This is a genomic window from Microbacterium rhizophilum (genome assembly GCF_039605615.1).
Classification (GTDB): Bacteria; Actinomycetota; Actinomycetes; order Actinomycetales; family Microbacteriaceae; genus Microbacterium; species Microbacterium rhizophilus.
Window position 1 is genome coordinate 719679 of the sequence record NZ_JBCNUN010000001.1, and the last position, 17390, is coordinate 737068.

15 protein-coding genes are annotated in these 17390 nt (G+C 73.1%); 11 read left to right on the forward strand and 4 right to left on the reverse strand.

What is annotated here, in order from left to right; all coding sequences use genetic code 11:
* Positions 1-41 precede the first annotated feature (41 nt).
* Entirely contained in the window at positions 42-1262 is a 1221-nt protein-coding gene (locus AAD528_RS03585) for an MFS transporter (protein ID WP_345750648.1), read from the reverse strand.
* A gap of 147 nt (positions 1263-1409) precedes the next feature.
* Between AAD528_RS03585 and zapE the strand changes: the two genes are divergently transcribed.
* The 6 genes from zapE to AAD528_RS03615 all read left to right on the forward strand — a co-directional run bounded on the left by zapE (position 1410) and on the right by AAD528_RS03615 (position 7655).
* Positions 1410-2414 (forward strand): cell division protein ZapE, encoded by a 1005-nt coding sequence (zapE, locus tag AAD528_RS03590; protein ID WP_345750649.1) that lies wholly within the window; start codon positions 1410-1412, stop codon positions 2412-2414.
* Positions 2411-3520, forward strand: a complete 1110-nt coding sequence (locus AAD528_RS03595) for an LOG family protein (protein ID WP_345750650.1) — start codon at positions 2411-2413, stop codon at positions 3518-3520. The genes zapE and AAD528_RS03595 overlap by 4 nt, the downstream gene beginning before the upstream one ends.
* The gene (locus tag AAD528_RS03600; protein ID WP_345750651.1) at positions 3517-4815 is read left to right on the forward strand and encodes an MFS transporter; all 1299 of its coding nucleotides are present in this window, start codon (positions 3517-3519) and stop codon (positions 4813-4815) included. Before AAD528_RS03595 ends, AAD528_RS03600 begins: the two co-directional genes overlap by 4 nt.
* Before the next feature lie 27 nt (positions 4816-4842).
* On the forward strand, positions 4843-6087 hold the full coding sequence (locus tag AAD528_RS03605) for a low temperature requirement protein A (protein ID WP_345750652.1): 1245 nt from the start codon (positions 4843-4845) through the stop codon (positions 6085-6087).
* Between the two features lie 61 nt (positions 6088-6148).
* Complete coding sequence (locus AAD528_RS03610) at positions 6149-7273, forward strand: M4 family metallopeptidase (RefSeq protein WP_345750653.1); 1125 nt, start codon at positions 6149-6151, stop codon at positions 7271-7273.
* Positions 7274-7283: 10 nt separating this feature from the next.
* On the forward strand, positions 7284-7655 hold the full coding sequence (locus AAD528_RS03615) for a protealysin inhibitor emfourin (protein ID WP_345750654.1): 372 nt from the start codon (positions 7284-7286) through the stop codon (positions 7653-7655).
* On the opposite strand, the gene AAD528_RS03620 is transcribed toward AAD528_RS03615, so the two are convergent.
* Positions 7656-9233, reverse strand: a complete 1578-nt coding sequence (locus AAD528_RS03620; RefSeq protein ID WP_345750655.1) for an amino acid permease — start codon at positions 9231-9233, stop codon at positions 7656-7658.
* A 232-nt stretch (positions 9234-9465) separates the two neighbouring features.
* On the opposite strand from AAD528_RS03620, the gene AAD528_RS03625 reads away from it, so the two are divergent.
* From AAD528_RS03625 to AAD528_RS03645, 5 genes are read left to right on the forward strand one after another with little or no spacing between them, the layout of a single operon-like run.
* On the forward strand, positions 9466-10833 hold the full coding sequence (locus AAD528_RS03625; RefSeq protein WP_345750656.1) for a glutamine synthetase family protein: 1368 nt from the start codon (positions 9466-9468) through the stop codon (positions 10831-10833).
* A complete protein-coding gene (locus tag AAD528_RS03630) occupies positions 10814-11575 on the forward strand; it encodes a gamma-glutamyl-gamma-aminobutyrate hydrolase family protein (RefSeq protein ID WP_345750657.1) in 762 nt (253 codons plus the stop codon). Before AAD528_RS03625 ends, AAD528_RS03630 begins: the two co-directional genes overlap by 20 nt.
* 2 nt (positions 11576-11577) lie before the next feature.
* On the forward strand, positions 11578-12930 hold the full coding sequence (locus AAD528_RS03635; protein ID WP_375339573.1) for an aldehyde dehydrogenase family protein: 1353 nt from the start codon (positions 11578-11580) through the stop codon (positions 12928-12930).
* A 23-nt stretch (positions 12931-12953) separates the two neighbouring features.
* A complete protein-coding gene (locus AAD528_RS03640) occupies positions 12954-13742 on the forward strand; it encodes a 3-oxoacyl-ACP reductase (protein ID WP_345750658.1) in 789 nt (262 codons plus the stop codon).
* A gap of 13 nt (positions 13743-13755) precedes the next feature.
* Entirely contained in the window at positions 13756-14505 is a 750-nt protein-coding gene (locus tag AAD528_RS03645) for a FadR/GntR family transcriptional regulator (protein ID WP_345750659.1), read from the forward strand.
* An 18-nt stretch (positions 14506-14523) separates the two neighbouring features.
* On the opposite strand, the gene AAD528_RS03650 is transcribed toward AAD528_RS03645, so the two are convergent.
* Both AAD528_RS03650 and pepN read right to left on the reverse strand, forming a co-directional pair.
* On the reverse strand, positions 14524-14862 hold the full coding sequence (locus tag AAD528_RS03650; RefSeq protein WP_345750660.1) for a hypothetical protein: 339 nt from the start codon (positions 14860-14862) through the stop codon (positions 14524-14526).
* Positions 14859-17366, reverse strand: coding sequence for an aminopeptidase N (gene pepN / locus AAD528_RS03655; protein ID WP_345750661.1), 2508 nt, complete (start codon positions 17364-17366; stop codon positions 14859-14861). The genes AAD528_RS03650 and pepN overlap by 4 nt, the downstream gene beginning before the upstream one ends.
* Positions 17367-17390: the final 24 nt, after the last annotated feature.

Sequence of the window (17390 nt, forward strand, 5' to 3'; positions counted from 1 at the left end):
CCCCCCACCCTCGCATCCGCCGCCGACATCCGCGGTCAGGGTCAGGACCGGCGCGCGGCCCGCGCGGAGACGACGAGCGCGACCGTGCCGAAGACGAGGAACAGCGCTCCGGAGAGACCGAAGCCGACCCGGGCCGACACCGCGTCGGCGACGAAGCCCGCCAGCAGGCCCGTGAACGGGTTCATGCCGGGGATGGCCATGTTCCAGACGCTCATGACCTGCCCGCGCAACCCGGTGGGCGCCGCCAGCTGGACGTAGGCGTTGGCACGGGAGATGAACCAGATGCCGAGCGCTCCGGCGACGGCCAGCCCGAGCGCGAACCGCCCCCACGCGGGGGCCGCCGCTGCCAGCACCACGGCCGCACCGGTCCCCCACGCGAGCCGCACCACGGAACGGCCGGTCGGCGGCCGGTGCCGCGAGGCGGCCCACAGCGCCCCGAGGAGCGCCCCGGCGCCGAACACCGCCGAGAGCAGGCCGTAGCCGTCGCCGCCGAGTGCGAACGAGCGCGTCGCCATCAGCGGGACGGTCGGCGCGAGGTTGAACAGCATCCCGCCCGTCGCGGCGAGGACGAGCACGATCAGCACCCGCGGATGCGCGAACGACCACCGCAGGCCGGCCCACATGCTCGGAGGGTCTCCCGCCGGCGCCCTGTCCGGCGCGTGGCTGCTCTGCCCGCGGTTGCGCAGGAGGGCGACGATCGCCGGCAGGAGGCCCAGCGCGTTGAACACGAAGCACAGCACGGTGTCGCCGCTGAGCAGAAGCAGGCCCGCGATGCCCGGGCCGAGCACGCGGGCGCTGTTCATCATGACCTCGTACAGGCCGATCGCGGACGGCAGCATGCGCCGCGGCAGGACATCCATGACGTACACCTGGCGCGCGGGCGCGTCGAGCGCGTTCACCAGCCCCGTCGCCAGCGCGAGGCCGTAGAGGACGGGCGCCACCACGGATCCGAGGATCGCCATCACGATCAGCGCGACCGCGATCGCCAGGAAGGCGAGCTGAGTCCATAGCAGCAGGACGCGCCGGTCGACGTGGTCGATGACACGGCCGGCCCACGGGCCGAACACGAGGACCGGGATGAAGATCGCGAAAGTGAGGGCCCCGAGCGCCACGCCGCTGTCGGTCGCGGAGGCGATGAGCCAGGTCATGCCGACCAGCTGCGTGGCCGAACCGGACGCGGAGAAGATCTGGGCCGCGAACCACCTGCGGTACGCCGGCACGCGCAGCGCGGCCCTCGGCCCGCTCTGCGGCTCTCCGCTCATCCCGCCCAGTCAACCAGAGCCGGGGCATGTCCCACTTCGCGCCCGAATGCGGCGATCCGTGTCCCACTTCGCGCCGCTCTGGGCCCGGAAAGGGGCCGCAAGTGGGACACGATCCGGCGCCGCGGGCCGTGCGGCAGACTGGACGGGATGCTCCCCTCCCCGCCCGCCGCCGAGCTGCCGGCCCCGCTGATGCGCCTGACGCTCCCGGGGCTGAGCGCGCGGACGTTCGAGGACGCGGCGCGCCGGGACGGGTTCGCGCTCGACGAGGCGCAGCGCCGCGCGTCCCGGCGCATCCTGGCGTCCTCGCGCTCGCTGTATCTGCACGGGCCGGCGGGGCGGGGCAAGACGTGGCTGATGGACGTCGCGTTCGCCGCCGCACGCACGCCGCGGAAGCGCCGCGTGCACTTCCACGCGTTCTTCCCCGCGCTGCACGCCGCGATCTTCCGGAACGGGCACGACCTAGACGCCGCGCTCGACGACCTGGTCGGCGATCTCGAGCTGCTGTGCTTCGACGAGTTCCACGTGCACGACGTCGCGGACGGCGTGCTCGTGCGGCGCCTGCTCGACGCGCTGCATGCGCGCGATGTCGCGCTCGTCGTCACCTCGAACTACGCTCCCGAGCGGCTGCTGCCGAATCCGCTGTTCCACGGCACGTTCGAGCCCGCGATCGCGGACATCCGCGCGCGTTTCGACGTGATCGCGATCGACGGCGGCGCGGATCACCGTGCGCGCGGCGGATCGACCGGCTTCGGGTCCGGGACCTGGATCGCCGGATCCGCGACGCGCGCGATCGGCGGCTCGCACGTCGTCCGCGGCGAGCGCGACGTCGTCGTGCGCGCGGTGGACGAGCGGATCCTGCACGCGACGTTCGCCGACCTGTGCGAACGGCCGCTGGGGGCCGCGGACTACGCGCGACTCGCGGACCTGCGCGGGCGCTGGCGGATCCTCGAGGTGCCGCCGCTCGAGACCCTGACCGCGTCGGCGGCGCAGCGCTTCGCGAACCTCGTCGACGTGGCGGCCGACCGCGGCGTGCGGATCGAGTTCCACGCGGGGGGCGCCCCCGAGGCCCTGGCGGACGCGGCCGTGCCGCCCCTGGACCTCCCTCGCACGCTGAGCCGGCTGAAGTCCCTGAGCCGGGGCGCCGCGTCGTGAGGCACCGCGCGGGACGCATCGTCACGATCGAGTCGCTCACCGAGCTCGACCGCCGCCTCGCCCAGGGCGCGCACCGGCTGCGGGGCTGGCGCCTGGTCGGGCTGGATCTGCGGGACCGCGCGCGGGTGCTCGACGGGCGGGACACGTCGCACACGACGTTCGCGGGGTGCACGTTCGCCCCGGGCGACGCCGAGCGCCATGCCGCCCGGGGTGCGCTCGTGCTGCCGGCCGTCGATGCGGTCCCGGTGGACGCGAACCGCGACTCGCTCTACACGGCGGACGAGCTCTACGACGATCCGTCCTACCGCCGCACGCTCGACGGCCGCGCCTACGCGTGGTCGCAGGGCACGGGATCCCGCGGAGCCGGGCCCGACGACCTGCTCGCCCGCGCCCTGCACGACGACGGTATCGACCGCGCCCTGACGGCGTGGACCGGATCGCGCCGCCTCGTGGGCGTCATGGGCGGGCACGCGCTGCAGCGCGGCGCGGCGGACTACACCGGCGCCGCGCGCCTCGGGCGCCTCCTCGGCCGCCGGTTCACGGTCGCGACGGGCGGCGGGCCCGGCGCGATGGAGGCCGCGAACCTCGGCGCGCGGCTCGCGCGCGCCGACGAGGCCGCGCTCGCGCACGCGCTCGGCATGCTCGCGACGGTGCCCTCCTACCATCCGTCGGTCGACGCGTGGATCGCCAGCGCGCGATCCGTCCTGTCCGACCTCGCCGACGTCCCGGTCACGGAGACGCTCGGCGTGCCCACGTGGCATTACGGCCATGAGCCGCCCAACCTGTTCGCGACCGCGATCGCGAAGTACTTCCGCAACGCGCTGCGCGAGGCGATCCTGCTGCAGGTGTGCGCGGGAGGCATCGTGTTCCTGCCGGGCGCGGCCGGCACCGTGCAGGAGATCTTCCAGGACGCGTGCGAGAACCACTACGCGACCGAGGACGCCATCGCGCCGATGGTGCTGGTGGACCGCGCGCACTGGACCGAGACCCTGCCGGCGTGGCCGCTGCTGCAGGCGCTCGCGAAGGGACGTCCCATGGAGGCGCACATCCACCTGGTCGACACGGTCGACGAGGCGGCGTCGATCGTGGACGCGGGCGCGGCATGACGGCCCTGCCGGCTCCCGCCCCGTCGTGGCGCATGTGGCTGATGTGGACCATCGGCGTCGTCGGCTACGTGCTCGCGATCACCAACCGCACGTCCCTCGCCGCGGTCGGCGTGGACGCCGCCCACCGCTTCGACGCGGACGCGTCGACCCTGGCGATGTTCGCGGTGCTGCAGCTCGCGGTCTACGGCTTCATGCAGCTGCCCGTCGGGATCTGGCTGGACCGCTGGGGCGCGCGGCCGATCATGGCGCTGGGCATGGTCCTGATGGCGCTCGGCCAGGTGGTGATGGCGCTGTCTCCCACGGTGGGCGTGGCGATCGCCGCGCGCATGCTGCTCGGCGCGGGCGACGCGGCGATCTTCCCCGGCGTGCTGCGCCTGATCGCGACGTGGTTCCCCGCGCAGCGCGGCTCGCTCATGATGCAGCTCACCGGGATCTTCGGGCAGCTGGGCCAGGTGGTCGCGCTCATCCCGCTGCCGCTGCTGCTGCACGCGACATCGTGGGAGGTCGCGTTCGGCGCGCTCGCGGGCGGGGCGATCCTGTTCGCCGTGCTGATCGCCGCGCTCGTGCGCAACCGCCCGCCCGAGCTGCCCGCCGACGTCTCGGTCGACACGGACACCGGCACCATCACGGTCGTCACCAGCGCGATCGACACGCGCCAGGGCATCCGCGCCGCGTGGGCGCAGCCCGGCACGCGCCTGGCGTTCTGGACGCACTTCACCACGCCGTTCGCGGGGACCGCCTTCGTGATGCTGTGGGGCGTGCCGTTCCTGACCGCGGGCGAGGGCCTCTCGACCGCGCAGGCCGCGGCCGTGACCTCGGTCTACGTCGTGGCGGGCATCGTGATGGGGCCCGTGGTCGGCACGCTGTCGGCGCGGCATCCGCACCACCGCTCCCGGCTGCTGGTGCTGCCGGCGGTCGCGGTGCAGCTGCTGCTGTGGGCGGCGGTGCTCGTGTGGCCCGCGCCCGTCCCGGTCTGGCTGCTGATCCTGCTCGTCGTCGCGCTCGCGGCGGGCGGACCCGCCTCCATGGTCGCCTTCGACTTCGCGCGCGCCCACAACCCGGCCCACCGCCTCAGCACCGCGACCGGCGTCACGAACGTCGGGGGCTTCCTCGCCGGCCTCACGGCGATCCTGTTCATCGGCATCGCCATGGACGTGCAGGGCGCGTCCCGCCCCGAGCTGTACACGGACCGGGCGTTCCGCTGGGCGTTCGCGACGCAGATCCCGCTGTGGGTCCTCGGCGTCGCGATGATCCTGCGCGAGCGGCGCCGGCTGCGCACCGCGCCCCGGCGCTGACCGCGGCGGTTCTGGCACGATGAGCGCGTGACAGACGACGTGTCGCGCCCGCATCGGCCGCGCCGCATGCTGGGCCGGGACCCCCGGCAGGCCCACCGCGCGGCCACGCCGCTCGAGCTGCTGTACGACCTCACGTTCGTCGTGGCGTTCAGCCAGGCGGGCGCGCAGGCCGCGCATCTGCTCGAGCTCGGTCATCTCGCCGCGGCGATCGGCGGCTTCTTCCTGGGCGTGTTCGGCGTCGTGTGGGCGTGGATCAACTACTCGTGGCTCGCGTCGGCGTTCGACAACGACGACGTGGTGTTCCGCATCGCGACGTTCGTGCAGATGGTGGGCGTGATCATCCTGGCGCTCGGGCTGCCGCCGCTGTTCCACTCGATCGACGAGGGGCATCACCTCGACAACGCCCTGTCGGTCGCGGGCTACGTCGTGATGCGGATCGCGGGCATCGGCCTGTGGCTGCGCGTGGCACGGCACGACCGGGCGCACCGGGAGACGGCGGTTCGGTACGCGGTGCTGGTGGGGGCCATGCAGGCGGGCTGGATCGTGCTGATCTTCGTCGACCCGCCCCTGCCGGTCGCGATCGCCCTGTTCCTCGCGTTCGGCACCGCGGAGATGTTCGTGCCGATGATCGCCGAGCGGCGCGGCCGCGGCACCCCGTGGCACCCGCATCACATCGCCGAGCGCTACGGGCTGCTGGCGATCATCACGCTCGGCGAGGTGATCCTGGGCACCGTGCTGTCGATCTCCGCGGTGGTCGAGGAGGAGGGGTGGTCGCTCGCCGCCGGCGTCGTCGCGTTCGGCGGCACGGCGCTCGCGTTCGGGCTGTGGTGGGTCTACTTCATGATGCCGTCGGGCGAGGTGCTGGCCATGCGACGGACGCGCTCGTTCGCGTGGGGCTACGGGCACATCGTGCTGTTCGCCTCGCTCGCGGCCACGGGCGCCGGGCTGCACGTCGCGGCGAACGCGATCCGCCACGAGGCCCACATCGACGACGTGGCCGCGCTGCTGACGGTCGTGATCCCGGTCGGCGTGTTCCTCCTGGGCCTGTTCACCGTGTACACCGTGCTGATGGGCCGGTTCGACCCGTTCCACATGCTGCTGTTCGCGGGGTCCGTCGCGGTGCTCGCGATCGCGGTTCTCGCGGTGGCGGCGGGCGCCTCGCTCACCGTCGGGATCGGGATCGTCGCACTCGCGCCGGTCGTCGTGATCGTCGGCTACGAGGCCATCGGGCACCGGCACCAGGCCGCGGCCCTCGCGCAGCTGCGCGGTTAGCGCCCGGGCGGATCCGCGGCAAGAGGGCGCGGATGTCGGCGGCGGCTGAGAGCATCGAGGCATGACACGCAACGGACACCGCCGGGGAATCGTGCCGCCCTTCCTGCTCGCGCGCATCGCGGGGCTCGACGAGACCGCGTACGACCACGCCCCCGAGGCCGCACGCCGCACGCTCGGCATCGACGAGCCGTTCCGCGAGCACCGCGGCGCCGGCGAGTCGCTTCCGGGGCTCGTGCGGCCCGCCGCCCGGCCCGAGCTGCAGCAGCCGGTCGCGGGCTCGACCGAGCCCGGTGCCCCCGACCGGATGATCTTCGACGCGCAGGGCACCGAGGACCTGCCCGGCGTCCAGGTGCGCGCGGAGGGTCAGCCCGCGACGGACGACGTCGCGGTCACGCAGGCGTACGACGGGCTGGGCGACACGTACGCGATGTTCTGGGAGGCGTTCGCGCGGGACTCGATCGACGGGTCCGGCATGCGGCTCGATGCGAGCGTGCACTTCGGCGAGCGCTACGACAACGCGTTCTGGGACGGTGCCCGCATGGTGTTCGGAGACGGCGACGGCGAGATCTTCCGCGGCTTCACGGGCTCGCTCAGCATCATCGGCCACGAGCTCGCGCACGGCGTGACCGAGCGCACCGCGAACCTCGTCTACCAGGGCCAGTCGGGCGCGCTCAACGAGCACGTGTCCGACGTGTTCGGCGCGCTCGTGGAGCAGCGCGTGCTCGGGCACACGGCGCAGGAGGCGACGTGGCTGATCGGCGCCGGGATCTTCACGGACCAGGTGCAGGGCACGGCCATCCGGTCGATGCGCGCGCCCGGCACGGCGTACGACGATCCGGTGCTCGGCGAGGACCCGCAGCCGGCGCACATGAGCGGCTATGTGGAGACCGGCGACGACAACGGCGGCGTGCACATCAACTCGGGCATCCCGAACCGGGCGTTCGTGGTGCTGGCCGAGGCCCTCGGCGGAAACGCGTGGGAACGGGCCGGCCGCATCTGGTACGAGACGCTCACGGGCGACCGGATCACGGCGACCGCGACGTTCGCGCAGTTCGCCGCGGCGACGTCCGTGGTGGCGGCCGAGCTGTTCGGCGACGACTCCGAGGAGGCTCGGGCCGTGACGGCGGCGTGGGACGAGGTCGGCGTGGCTCCGGGACGGGTGCGGGAGAAGATGCGCCGGGACTAGCCTGGCCGCCATGGACGTGATCGTGGTGCGGACCGGCGGCTTCGCCGGCATCCGCGTCACCTGGGAGGTGCGGGTCGAGGAGCAGCCCGACCGGCGCGAGTGGCGCGAGCTCGTCGAGTCGCTGCCGTGGGACGACGCGACCGCCGACGAGTCCGGCGAGCCGGACCGGTACGTCTACCGCATCACGTGCGAGCCGCACGAGGCCGTGCTGCCCGAGCGGCGGGTCGAGGGCCCGTGGCGGGTGCTGGTCGACCGCGTGCGCGACCGGTCGCGGCGCGCACCCGCTCCCGAGCCCGGACCGGTGCCGAGTCCCGTGCCGGACCCCCGGCGCGCGGGGCCGGCGGAGGAGGAGGCTCCGCCCGACCCCGCGGGGAGCGGCTGACTAGCGCACGGGATCCGGATCCGGGTCCACTCCGTCGGTCGCCAGGAGCTCCTGCTCGACCGCGCCGCCGTAGCCCTCCTTCTGCGGATCGCCGTGCAGGCCGCCCGACAGGGCGTATTCCTCCTCGGGCGAGAGCACGAGGTTGTGGCGGCCCCACACGGCGAAGCCGATCAGGATGACCGCGTACACGATCACGATCGCCACGATCGCCGGCTGGAACGTCGCGTTCAGCAGGAAGCCCACGAAGATCAGCGCCGCGATCACCGCCGCGGACACCGCGCCGGGGACGCCCCACGGGCTGCGGTACGGGCGCGACGCGTTCGGGAACCTCCGGCGCAGGATCACGAACGCGACCATCTGCATCAGGTAGGCCAGCACGGCGCCCCACACGGCGATGTTCAGCACGATCGCGCCGGCGACCGCGCCCGCGCCCTCCTCGTCGATCGCCGCGAGCACGTCGATCACGACGAGAGCGATGAACCCGATCACGGCGCCCGCGATGAGCGCGACCCACGGCGTCTGCGCCTTGCCCGTCAGCGACAGGAAGCGCGGGTAGTAGCCGGCGCGCGACAGCGAGTACATGTTCCGGCCGTACGCGAACATGATGCCCTGCAGCGAGGCGAGCAGGCCGATCAGCGCCAGCAGGGCGAACACGCCGACGAGCGCCTCCGCCCCCTCCCCGACGATCGCGCGGAACCCGTCGAGCAGCGGCTCGCCCGCGGTGGCCGTCGCCTCCGACCCGATCACGCCCGTGTTGAGGAAGAGCACCAGCAGACCCGTGACGATCAGGGTCGCACGGGCGATGAGGCCGGCGCGCGGGATGTCGCGCACGGGGTCGTGCGCCTCCTCGGCCGCGAGCGGCAGCTCCTCGATGCCGAGGAAGAACCACATCGCGAACGGCAGCGCGAACAGGATCGGCAGCACGCCGTGCGGCAGGAACGTGCTCTGGCCCGGGTCGGCCTGGATGTCCCACAGCGCATCCCAGGAGAAATGCCCCGAGAACAGCGCCATCACGCTGAAGGCGAGCAGGATCGCGATGGAGATGATCGACACGACGATCGCGAACCGGAACGACAGGTTCGCGCCGGCGGCGTTGATCGCGATGAACGCGACGTAGAGGATCACCCACCACACCCACAGCGGCAGCGAGAAGCCCATGAGGTTGCTCGTGACGCCGTCCGCATACCCCGCGGAGAAGTACACGATCACTGCGGTCGTCGCGACGTACTCGATGGTCTCGGCGAGCCCCGTCACCAGGCCGCCCCACGGCCCCATCGCCGCGCGGGCGAAGGAGTACGCGCCGCCCGTGTGCGGCATGGCCGAGGACATCTCGCCGATCGAGAAGATCAGGCCGTAGTACATGACGATGAGGATCGCGAACGCGATCAGCATGCCGCCGAAGCCGGCGAAGTCGATGCCGAAGTTCCACCCGGAGAAGTCACCCGAGATGACCGCCGCGACCGCGAGACCCCACAGGCCCCACACCCCCGCGCTGCGCTTGAGCCGGCGCTTGGCGTAGTAGTCCTGGTCGGCCGTCGTGTACGTGACGCCGGAGACCTTGAGCGTGTCCTTGGCCATGGGTTCGGGTTCCTTTCGCCGGAGCGCGGAGCGGGCGCGGTGGAACGGGTCACCGCGTGGCCAGCACTATAGGGCCCGAAATGGTCGGGGCGCTATGCCTTTCTCGCGCCCAGGCGCCAGGTTTTACGCGAGCGAAACACGCCTCGATCCGCCGCATGGATCCGCCGACACCCGCCACCGCGGCTGTGGTTCAATGGTCGCCATCTCCCACCAATGACCGAGGAGGCTCCGGATGACCCCGCCCACCGGATTCCTGACGCCCGAGCAGCTGCGCGACGCGATCGACGGCGACGCGATCGACACCGTGATCGTCGCGTTCACCGACATGCAGGGCCGCCTGGTCGGCAAGCGGGTGAGCGCGCGGCTGTTCCTCGACGACGTCATGGAGCACGGCGCCGAGTGCTGCAACTACCTGCTCTCGGTCGACGTCGAGATGAACACCGTCTCGGGCTACGCGATCTCCAGCTGGGAGCGCGGCTACGGGGACATGGCCATGATCCCCGATCTGACGACGCTGCGCGCCGCGCCCTGGCTGCACAAGACGGCGCTCGTCACGGCCGACCTGCAGTGGCTCGACGGCTCGCCCGTCGAGGAGTCGCCGCGGCGCATCCTGCAGCGCCAGGTGGAGCGGCTCGCCGAGCGCGGCTTCGTGCCGTACGTCGGCACCGAGCTGGAGTTCATCGTGTTCGAGGACACGTACCGCGAGGCCTGGAGCAGGCGGTACCAGGGCCTGACGCCCGCGACCGACTACAACGTCGACTACGCGCTGCTCGCCTCCACCCGCATGGAGCCGCTGCTGCACGACATCCGCCGCGCCATGGACGGGGCCGGCATGTACTGCGAGGGCGTCAAGGGCGAGTGCAACCTCGGCCAGCAGGAGATCGCGTTCCGGTACACCGACGCGCTCGCGACGTGCGACAACCACTCGATCTACAAGAACGGCGCCAAGGAGATCGCGGACGCGCACGGCAAGGCGCTGACCTTCATGGCGAAGTTCGACGAGCGCGAGGGCAACAGCTGCCACATCCACTTCAGCCTGCGCGGAGCGGACGGTGCCCCGGTGTTCGCGGATGACGCGGATCCGCTCGGCATGTCCGCGCTGATGCGGTCGTTCCTCGCCGGCCAGGTCGCCGGGATGCGCGAGCTGACCCTGTTCTCGGCGCCCAACATCAACTCGTACAAGCGCTACGCGCCCGGATCCTTCGCGCCCACGGCGCTCGCGTGGGGCCTCGACAACCGCACGTGCGCGCTGCGCGTGGTCGGGCACGGGCAGGGCCTGCGCTTCGAGAACCGCGTGCCCGGCGGCGACGTGAACCAGTACCTCGCCGTCGCGGCGATCATCGCGGCGGGCCTGGACGGCGTCGATCAGGGCCTGGAGCTCGGCGAGCCGTTCGCCGGCAACGCGTACGAGGCCGACGTCCCGACTGTGCCGTCGACGCTGCACGAGGCCGCCGGCCTGTTCGCCGACTCGGCGCTGGCGCGCGACGCGTTCGGCGACGCGGTCGTCGAGCACTACCTGAACAACGCGCGCGTCGAGCTGCGCGCGTTCGAGTCGGCCGTGACGGACTGGGAGCGGGTGCGTGGCTTCGAGCGTCTCTGAGGCCCCGCACGAGGCCGCTCCCCCGGTCATCGGCGTCACGACCTACCTGCAGCGCGCCCAGACCGGGGTGTGGGACGTCGAGGCGGCCTTCCTGCCGCGCGTCTACCTGGACGGCGTGATCGCCGCGGGCGGCGCGCCCGTGCTGCTGCCGCCGCAGCCCCTGGCTCCCGGCGTGGTGGACGCGGTGCTGGCGCGCATCGACGGCCTGATCGTCTCGGGCGGCGCGGATGTGGATCCGTCCCGCTACGGCGCGCCGGCGCATCCTCGGACGGACGCGCCGCACACGACGCGGGACGCGTGGGAGTTCGCGCTGCTGGAGCGCGCCCTCGCGCTCGACCTGCCGTTCCTCGGCATCTGCCGCGGCATGCAGGTGCTCAACGTGCTGCGCGGCGGCACGCTGCACCAGCACCTGCCCGACGTGGTGGGCGATGCGCGCTACCAGCTCGGCGGCGGGGTGTTCGCGCGCGTGCCGATCGAGGCCTCCCCCGGCTCCCGCATCGCGGAGCTCGTGGGACCCGTGATCGACGCGCCCGTCTACCACCACCAGGCCGTCGACCGCCCGGGCGACGGGCTCGCCGTGACGGCGCGCTCGGCCGACGGGATCGTCGAGGCGGTCGAGCTCGAGGGCGCGACGCACGGCCTCGCCGTGCAGTGGCATCCCGAGGAGGACCCGGACGACCGGCGCCTGTTCCAGAGCGTCGTCGACGCGGCGCGCGCACATCGATCCGGACGGAGGGACTGAGCATGCCGGAGATCCTGAACCCCGCCGACGAGAGCGTCGTCGCGTCCGTCGCGCACACCTCGCTGGAGCAGACCGACGCCGCCATCGAGCGAGCGGCCGAGGCGCAGCGCGGCTGGGCCGCGCTCGCGCCGGCCGACCGAGCGCGCCTGCTGCGCCGCTTCGCCGACGCCCTCGACGGCGCCGTCGAGGAGCTCGCCCAGCTCGAGGTGCGCAACTCGGGGCACCCGATCGCGCAGGCGCGCTGGGAGGCGGGGCACGTGCGCGACGTGCTCGAGTACTACTCGGCCTCCCCCGAGCGGCTGTTCGGCCGGCAGATCCCCGTCGCCGGGGGCCTGGACGTCACGTTCCATGAGCCCCTGGGCGTCGTCGGCGTGATCACGCCGTGGAACTTCCCGATGACGATCGCGTCGTGGGGCTTCGCGCCCGCGCTCGCGGCCGGCAACGCCGTGGTGCTGAAGCCCGCCGAGTGGACGCCGCTCACGTCGATCCGGATCGGCGAGCTCGCGCTCGAGGCCGGCCTGCCCGAGGGGCTGCTGCAGGTCCTGCCCGGGAGGGGATCCGTGGTCGGCGAGCGGTTCGTGACGCATCCGCTCGTGCGCAAGGTCGCCTTCACGGGATCCACCGCGACGGGCAAGCGGATCATGGCCGGCGCCGCGGAAGGCGTGAAGCGCGTCACGCTCGAGCTCGGCGGCAAGAGCGCCAACATCGTCTTCGCCGACGCGGACATCGAGAAGGCCGCCGCGACCGCGCCGTACGGGGTGTTCGAGAACGCCGGCCAGGACTGCTGCGCGCGCAGCCGCATCCTGGTGCAGCGCGGCGTGTACGAGCGCTTCATGGAGCTGCTCGAGCCGGCCGTGCGGGGCGTCGCCGTGGGCGATCCGACGCGCGAGACGACCGAGATGGGCCCGCTGGTCTCGCGCCCGCACCTCGAGAAGGTCGCGTCGTACGTGACGGATGACGCGGACGTCGCGTTCCGCGGGTCCGCACCCGACGGCCCCGGCTTCTGGTTCGCGCCGACCGTGCTGACGCCGGCGCGGGACTCGCGCGCCGCGACGGAGGAGATCTTCGGCCCCGTCGTGTCGGTCTTCCCGTTCGACGACGAGGACGACGCCGTCCGGTTCGCCAACAGCAGCGAGTACGGGCTCAGCGGCTCGATCTGGACGCGCGACGTCGGCCGCGCCATCCGCGTCTCCCGCGCCGTCGAGGCGGGCAACCTGTCCGTCAACTCGCACTCCTCGGTGCGGTACTCGACCCCGTTCGGCGGGTTCAAGCAGTCGGGCCTCGGGCGCGAGCTCGGCCCGGATGCGCCGCTCGCCTTCACCGAGACCAAGAACGTCTTCCTCGCGGTCGACTGATCGCCTGCACAGAAAGCACTCTCATGAGCGTGACTCCCCTGGACCTTACCCAGCGCCTGGCCGGACGCGTCGCCGTCATCACGGGCGGCGCCTCGGGCATCGGCCTCGCCACCGCGCACCGGCTCGCCGCCGAGGGCGCGCGGATCGTGATCGGCGACGTGGATCCCGCCTCGGGCGAGGAGGCCGCGCGGTCGGTCGACGGCCTGTTCGTGCCGGTCGACGTGGCCGACAAGGACGCGGTCGACAACCTGTTCGACACGGCCGCGGCGGAGTTCGGATCCGTCGACATCGCGTTCAACAACGCCGGCATCTCCCCCGCCGACGACGACTCGATCGAGACCACGGAGCTGCCCGCCTGGGAGCGCGTGCAGGACGTGAACCTGAAGTCGGTGTACCTCTGCTCGCGCGCGGCCCTGCGGCACATGGTGCCGCGGCAGCGCGGATCCATCATCAACACGGCGTCGTTCGTGGCCGTGCTCGGATCGGCCACGTCGCAGATCTCGTACACGGCGTCGAAGGGCGGCGTGCTCGCCATGTCGCGCGAGCTCGGCGTGCAGTTCGCGCGCCAGGGCATCCGCGTCAACGCCCTGTGCCCGGGCCCCGTGAACACGCCGCTGCTGCAGGAGCTGTTCGCCAAGGATCCCGAGCGCGCGCAGCGCCGCCTGGTGCACGTGCCCGTGGGCCGCTTCGCGGAGCCGCGGGAGCTCGCGGCGGCCGTGGCGTTCCTCGCGTCGGACGACGCCAGCTTCATCACGGGATCGACCTTCCTCGTGGACGGCGGCATCTCGTCCGCCTACGTGACACCGCTGTAGATCCGGATCCCCCATGACCGATTCGGCGGACGAGGCCGCGCTGCTGAGCGCGGATCTGCTGCTGCGGCCGCTGCGCACCGCGAACGCGTTCGAGGAGACCGTGCAGCGGCTGCTGCAGACGATCCGGCTGGGTCTCGCGGCCCCGGGGGCGCGCCTGCCCCCGGAGCGCGAGCTCGCGACGCTGCTCGAGGTCAGCCGCGACACGCTGCGCGACGCGCTCGCGGCGCTGGCCGACGCGGGGTACGTCGTCGTGCGGCGGGGCCGCACGGGCGGCACCTTCGTGGCCGAGCACCCGCCGCACACGCCGCTCGGCGCGGAGGGCCGCCCGGTGGCGGACGGCGGCCCCACGGCCGAGGTCGTGGACGAGGTGCTCGCGGTGCGCGCCGTGCTCGAGGTGGGCGTGGCGCGGCGCCTCGCGCTGCGCGACCTCGCGGCGTTCGACCGGGACCGGCTGTGGCAGGCGTTCGAGGCATGCCGGGACGCCGATCAGGCGGGCTACCGCGTCGCCGACTCCCGCCTGCATCTGCTGCTGGCCGAGCTGCTCGGCGCGCCGCAGGTCGTCGCCCTCCTGGCCGACTCGCGCATGCGGCTGAACGAGCTGCTGGACCGGATCCCCGTGCTCGCCCCGAACATCGCGCATTCGGACGAACAGCACGAGGCGATCGTGTCGGCCGTCCTGCGCGGCAAGCCCGACGAGGCCGCGCGCGCCATGGCCGAGCACGTCGCCGGCTCCGAGGCGCTGCTGCGCGGGTTCTTCGGCTGAAGGATCCGACGGCGACGGTCAGGACGCCGCGCGCGGGGCGAGGAGGTCCTCCGCATCGTCGGCGAGGCGCGCGGCGCGGCGCCTGATCCGGGCGTCCTCCCCGGCCCACCAGATCACGAGCAGCGCGATGAAGCACGTCACGTAACCGGCGATGAGGGCCTTGTCCGCGGCGATCACGCGCGACAGGGCGACCAGGGCGACCAGGTAGCCGACCGGCACGATCGCGCCGAGCCAGACGGGATCGCGGCGGCTGAGCCAGCCGTGCAGCGCGACGAGCGCGGCGGCGACGACCGCCGCGACCGCCAGCACGCCCGGGGGCAGCTCGGCGAGGCTCTGGTAGGCGGCGATCCGCGTCACCGCGACGACTCCGCCTGCGCGGCGCGCACGCGCAGGTCGCGCGCGAGGTGGTCGCGCTGCTCGATCACGAGGCGGCGCAGAGCCGCGGGCGCATCCTCGTTCGCCGCGAGCCACGCGTCGACCGGGTCGAGCGAGTCCGACGCCGGGAACAGCCTCGTCACGAGGCGACGGGCGATCTCGATGCTGCGCTCCGACCACGCGTCGCGGATCCGCGCGAAGTACTCGTCGTCGAAGCGCGCGATCAGGTGCCGGCTGTCGCCCGTGCGGAAGCCGCCGATCGTCGCATCGAGGTGGTCGTTCGTGAGCGACCGATCATGCCACGCGGACTCCCACGCGGCGGCGCGCACGTCCGCCTCGGGGCGCGACGCACGCACGCGGATCCACGCGGTGCGCCCCGTGGCGGTGTCGTCGCGGGCCAGCTCGGCGTCGGCCTCCGCGCCGCCCGCGTGGCCGGTCGCGGCGAGCGCCGTGAGCCACGACCAGCGCAGGTCTGCGTCGAGCGGCAGTCCCTCGGGCCCGGGCCGGGCCCCGTCCAGGATCCCCCGCAGCTCGGCGGCGCGGGCGTCGTCGAAGGCCGCTGCCCCGGCGAGCGCGCGGGCCCACGCGAGCTGCGCGCCGCTGCCGGGAGCCGCCGCGTGCGTCTCGTCCCACGCGGTGTCGAGCCACGCGCGGCGCTCGGCGGCACGCAGCTCGCGCGGCACGTAGTGACCGAGCGCGAACGCCGCGTTGGCCGTCGCCGCCGCGAGCAGGCCGACGTTGCCCTCGGCCGGCGCGTGCCGTCGCACGATGGCGAGGTAGCGGCGGGCGGGAAGCTCGCCGTCGCGCGCCGCGTTCCACAGCGAGGCCCAGATGAGCCCGCGCGCGAGCGGATCCTCCAGGGTCGACAGCCCCTCCTCGACCGCCGCGAGCGAGCGCTCGTCCAGGCGCGCCTTGGCGTACGTGAGGTCGAGGTCGTTGATCAGGATGAGGTCGGCGTCGGGCAGCGCGATCTGCGCGCGCTCGTCGGCGAGATCGACCTCGACGAGCTCCGTGCGCGACAGGCGTCCGTCGGCGAGCGCGTAGCAGCCGATCGCGAGGCGGTGCGGGCGCGGATCCGTCTGGGTCAGCTGCCCGGACGAGCGGTCGTACGCGATGGTCGACACGCCCGTGGTCTCGAGCCACGCCCGCGACCACGCGCGCACGTCGCGTCCCGAGGCGGCCTCGAGCTGGGTGAGCAGGTCGTCGAGCGTCGTGTTGCCGTAGGCGTGCGCCCGGAAGTAGCGGCGGGCGCCCTCGAAGAAGGCCCCCTCGCCGACGTAGGAGACGAGCTGCTTCAGCACCGACGCACCCTTGGCGTACGTGATGCCGTCGAAGTTGAGCTTGGCGGCCTCCAGATCCGGGATGTCCGCCACGATCGGATGCGTCGTGGGCAGCTGATCCTGCTGATAGGCCCACGCCTTGCGGCGCGCGGCGAACGACACCCACGCGTCGGCGAACCGGGTGGCCGCGGCCGACGCGTGCGCGCCCATGTAGTCGGCGAACGACTCCTTGAGCCACAGGTCGTCCCACCAGCGCATCGTGACGAGGTCGCCGAACCACATGTGCGCCATCTCATGCAGGATCGTGTTCGCGCGGCCCTCGTGCTGCGCGTCGGTGGCGGCTCCCCGGAACACGTACGCCTCCGTGAAGGTCACCAGGCCCGGGTTCTCCATGGCACCGAGGTTGTACTCGGGCACGAACACCTGGTCGTAGGTGGACCACGGGTACGGGAAGCCGAACGCCTCGTCGAAGAAGTCCAGGCCCTGCCGGGTGATCTCGAGGACCTCGTCGGCGTCGAAGTGCGCGGCGAGCGACGCGCGGCAGTACGCCCCGAGCGGCACGGACTGGTCGGCCTTGGTCCACTCCCCGGTGACCCGGTGGTACGGGCCCGCCGCGACCGATGTGATGTAGCTCGACAGGGGCAGGGTGGGCGCGAACTCGACGGTCTGCGTCTCGCCCTCCGCGTCGGTCCGGATCGGCGCCTGGTTCGACAGGACGTGCCATCCGGCGGGGGCCGTGACGACGAACGTGCAGCGCGCCTTCATGTCGGGCTGCTCGAAGCACGGCATCACGCGGCGCGCGTCGGCCGGCTCGTACTGCGTGTACAGGTACGTCTCGCCGTCGACCGGGTCGCGGAACCGGTGCATGCCCTCGCCCGAGCGGCTGTACGCGCCGACGGCCTCGATCAGGACCTCGTTGGGACCCGGCGCGAGCCCGGCGATCCGGATCCGCGCGCCGTCCCAGTCGACGTCCCGCTCGGATCCGTTCACCACCACGCGCAGCACGGCCTCGCCGATGAAGTCGATCCACGTCGCCTCGGCGGTCGCATCGAACGCCAGCGTCGCGGCCGTCGGGAAGCCCGTGCGCTCGGGATCCGGGGCGCCGGACAGGTCGAGCACGACCCGGATGTCGCGGAGCGAGATCGCGGCGGAGCGGGCGGCCGTCTCCTCGCGCGTGAGGTTGGCGGCGGCATTCGCGGAGGTCATCCGTCCATCATGTCAAGCCCGCGG

Excerpts from the sequence above, each read along its gene's own strand:
- AAD528_RS03620 (WP_345750655.1), bottom strand. The coding sequence starts at position 9,233 with ATGGCCAAGGACACGCTCAAGGTCTCCGGCGTCACGTACACGACGGCC.
- AAD528_RS03625 (WP_345750656.1), top strand. The coding sequence starts at position 9,466 with ATGACCCCGCCCACCGGATTCCTGACGCCCGAGCAGCTGCGCGACGCG.
- AAD528_RS03600 (WP_345750651.1), top strand. The coding sequence starts at position 3,517 with ATGACGGCCCTGCCGGCTCCCGCCCCGTCGTGGCGCATGTGGCTGATG.
- AAD528_RS03610 (WP_345750653.1), top strand. The coding sequence starts at position 6,149 with ATGACACGCAACGGACACCGCCGGGGAATCGTGCCGCCCTTCCTGCTC.
- AAD528_RS03585 (WP_345750648.1), bottom strand. The coding sequence starts at position 1,262 with ATGAGCGGAGAGCCGCAGAGCGGGCCGAGGGCCGCGCTGCGCGTGCCG.
- AAD528_RS03635 (WP_375339573.1), top strand. The coding sequence starts at position 11,578 with ATGCCGGAGATCCTGAACCCCGCCGACGAGAGCGTCGTCGCGTCCGTC.
- pepN (WP_345750661.1), bottom strand. The coding sequence starts at position 17,366 with ATGACCTCCGCGAATGCCGCCGCCAACCTCACGCGCGAGGAGACGGCC.
- AAD528_RS03645 (WP_345750659.1), top strand. The coding sequence starts at position 13,756 with ATGACCGATTCGGCGGACGAGGCCGCGCTGCTGAGCGCGGATCTGCTG.
- zapE (WP_345750649.1), top strand. The coding sequence starts at position 1,410 with ATGCTCCCCTCCCCGCCCGCCGCCGAGCTGCCGGCCCCGCTGATGCGC.
- AAD528_RS03640 (WP_345750658.1), top strand. The coding sequence starts at position 12,954 with ATGAGCGTGACTCCCCTGGACCTTACCCAGCGCCTGGCCGGACGCGTC.
- AAD528_RS03615 (WP_345750654.1), top strand. The coding sequence starts at position 7,284 with ATGGACGTGATCGTGGTGCGGACCGGCGGCTTCGCCGGCATCCGCGTC.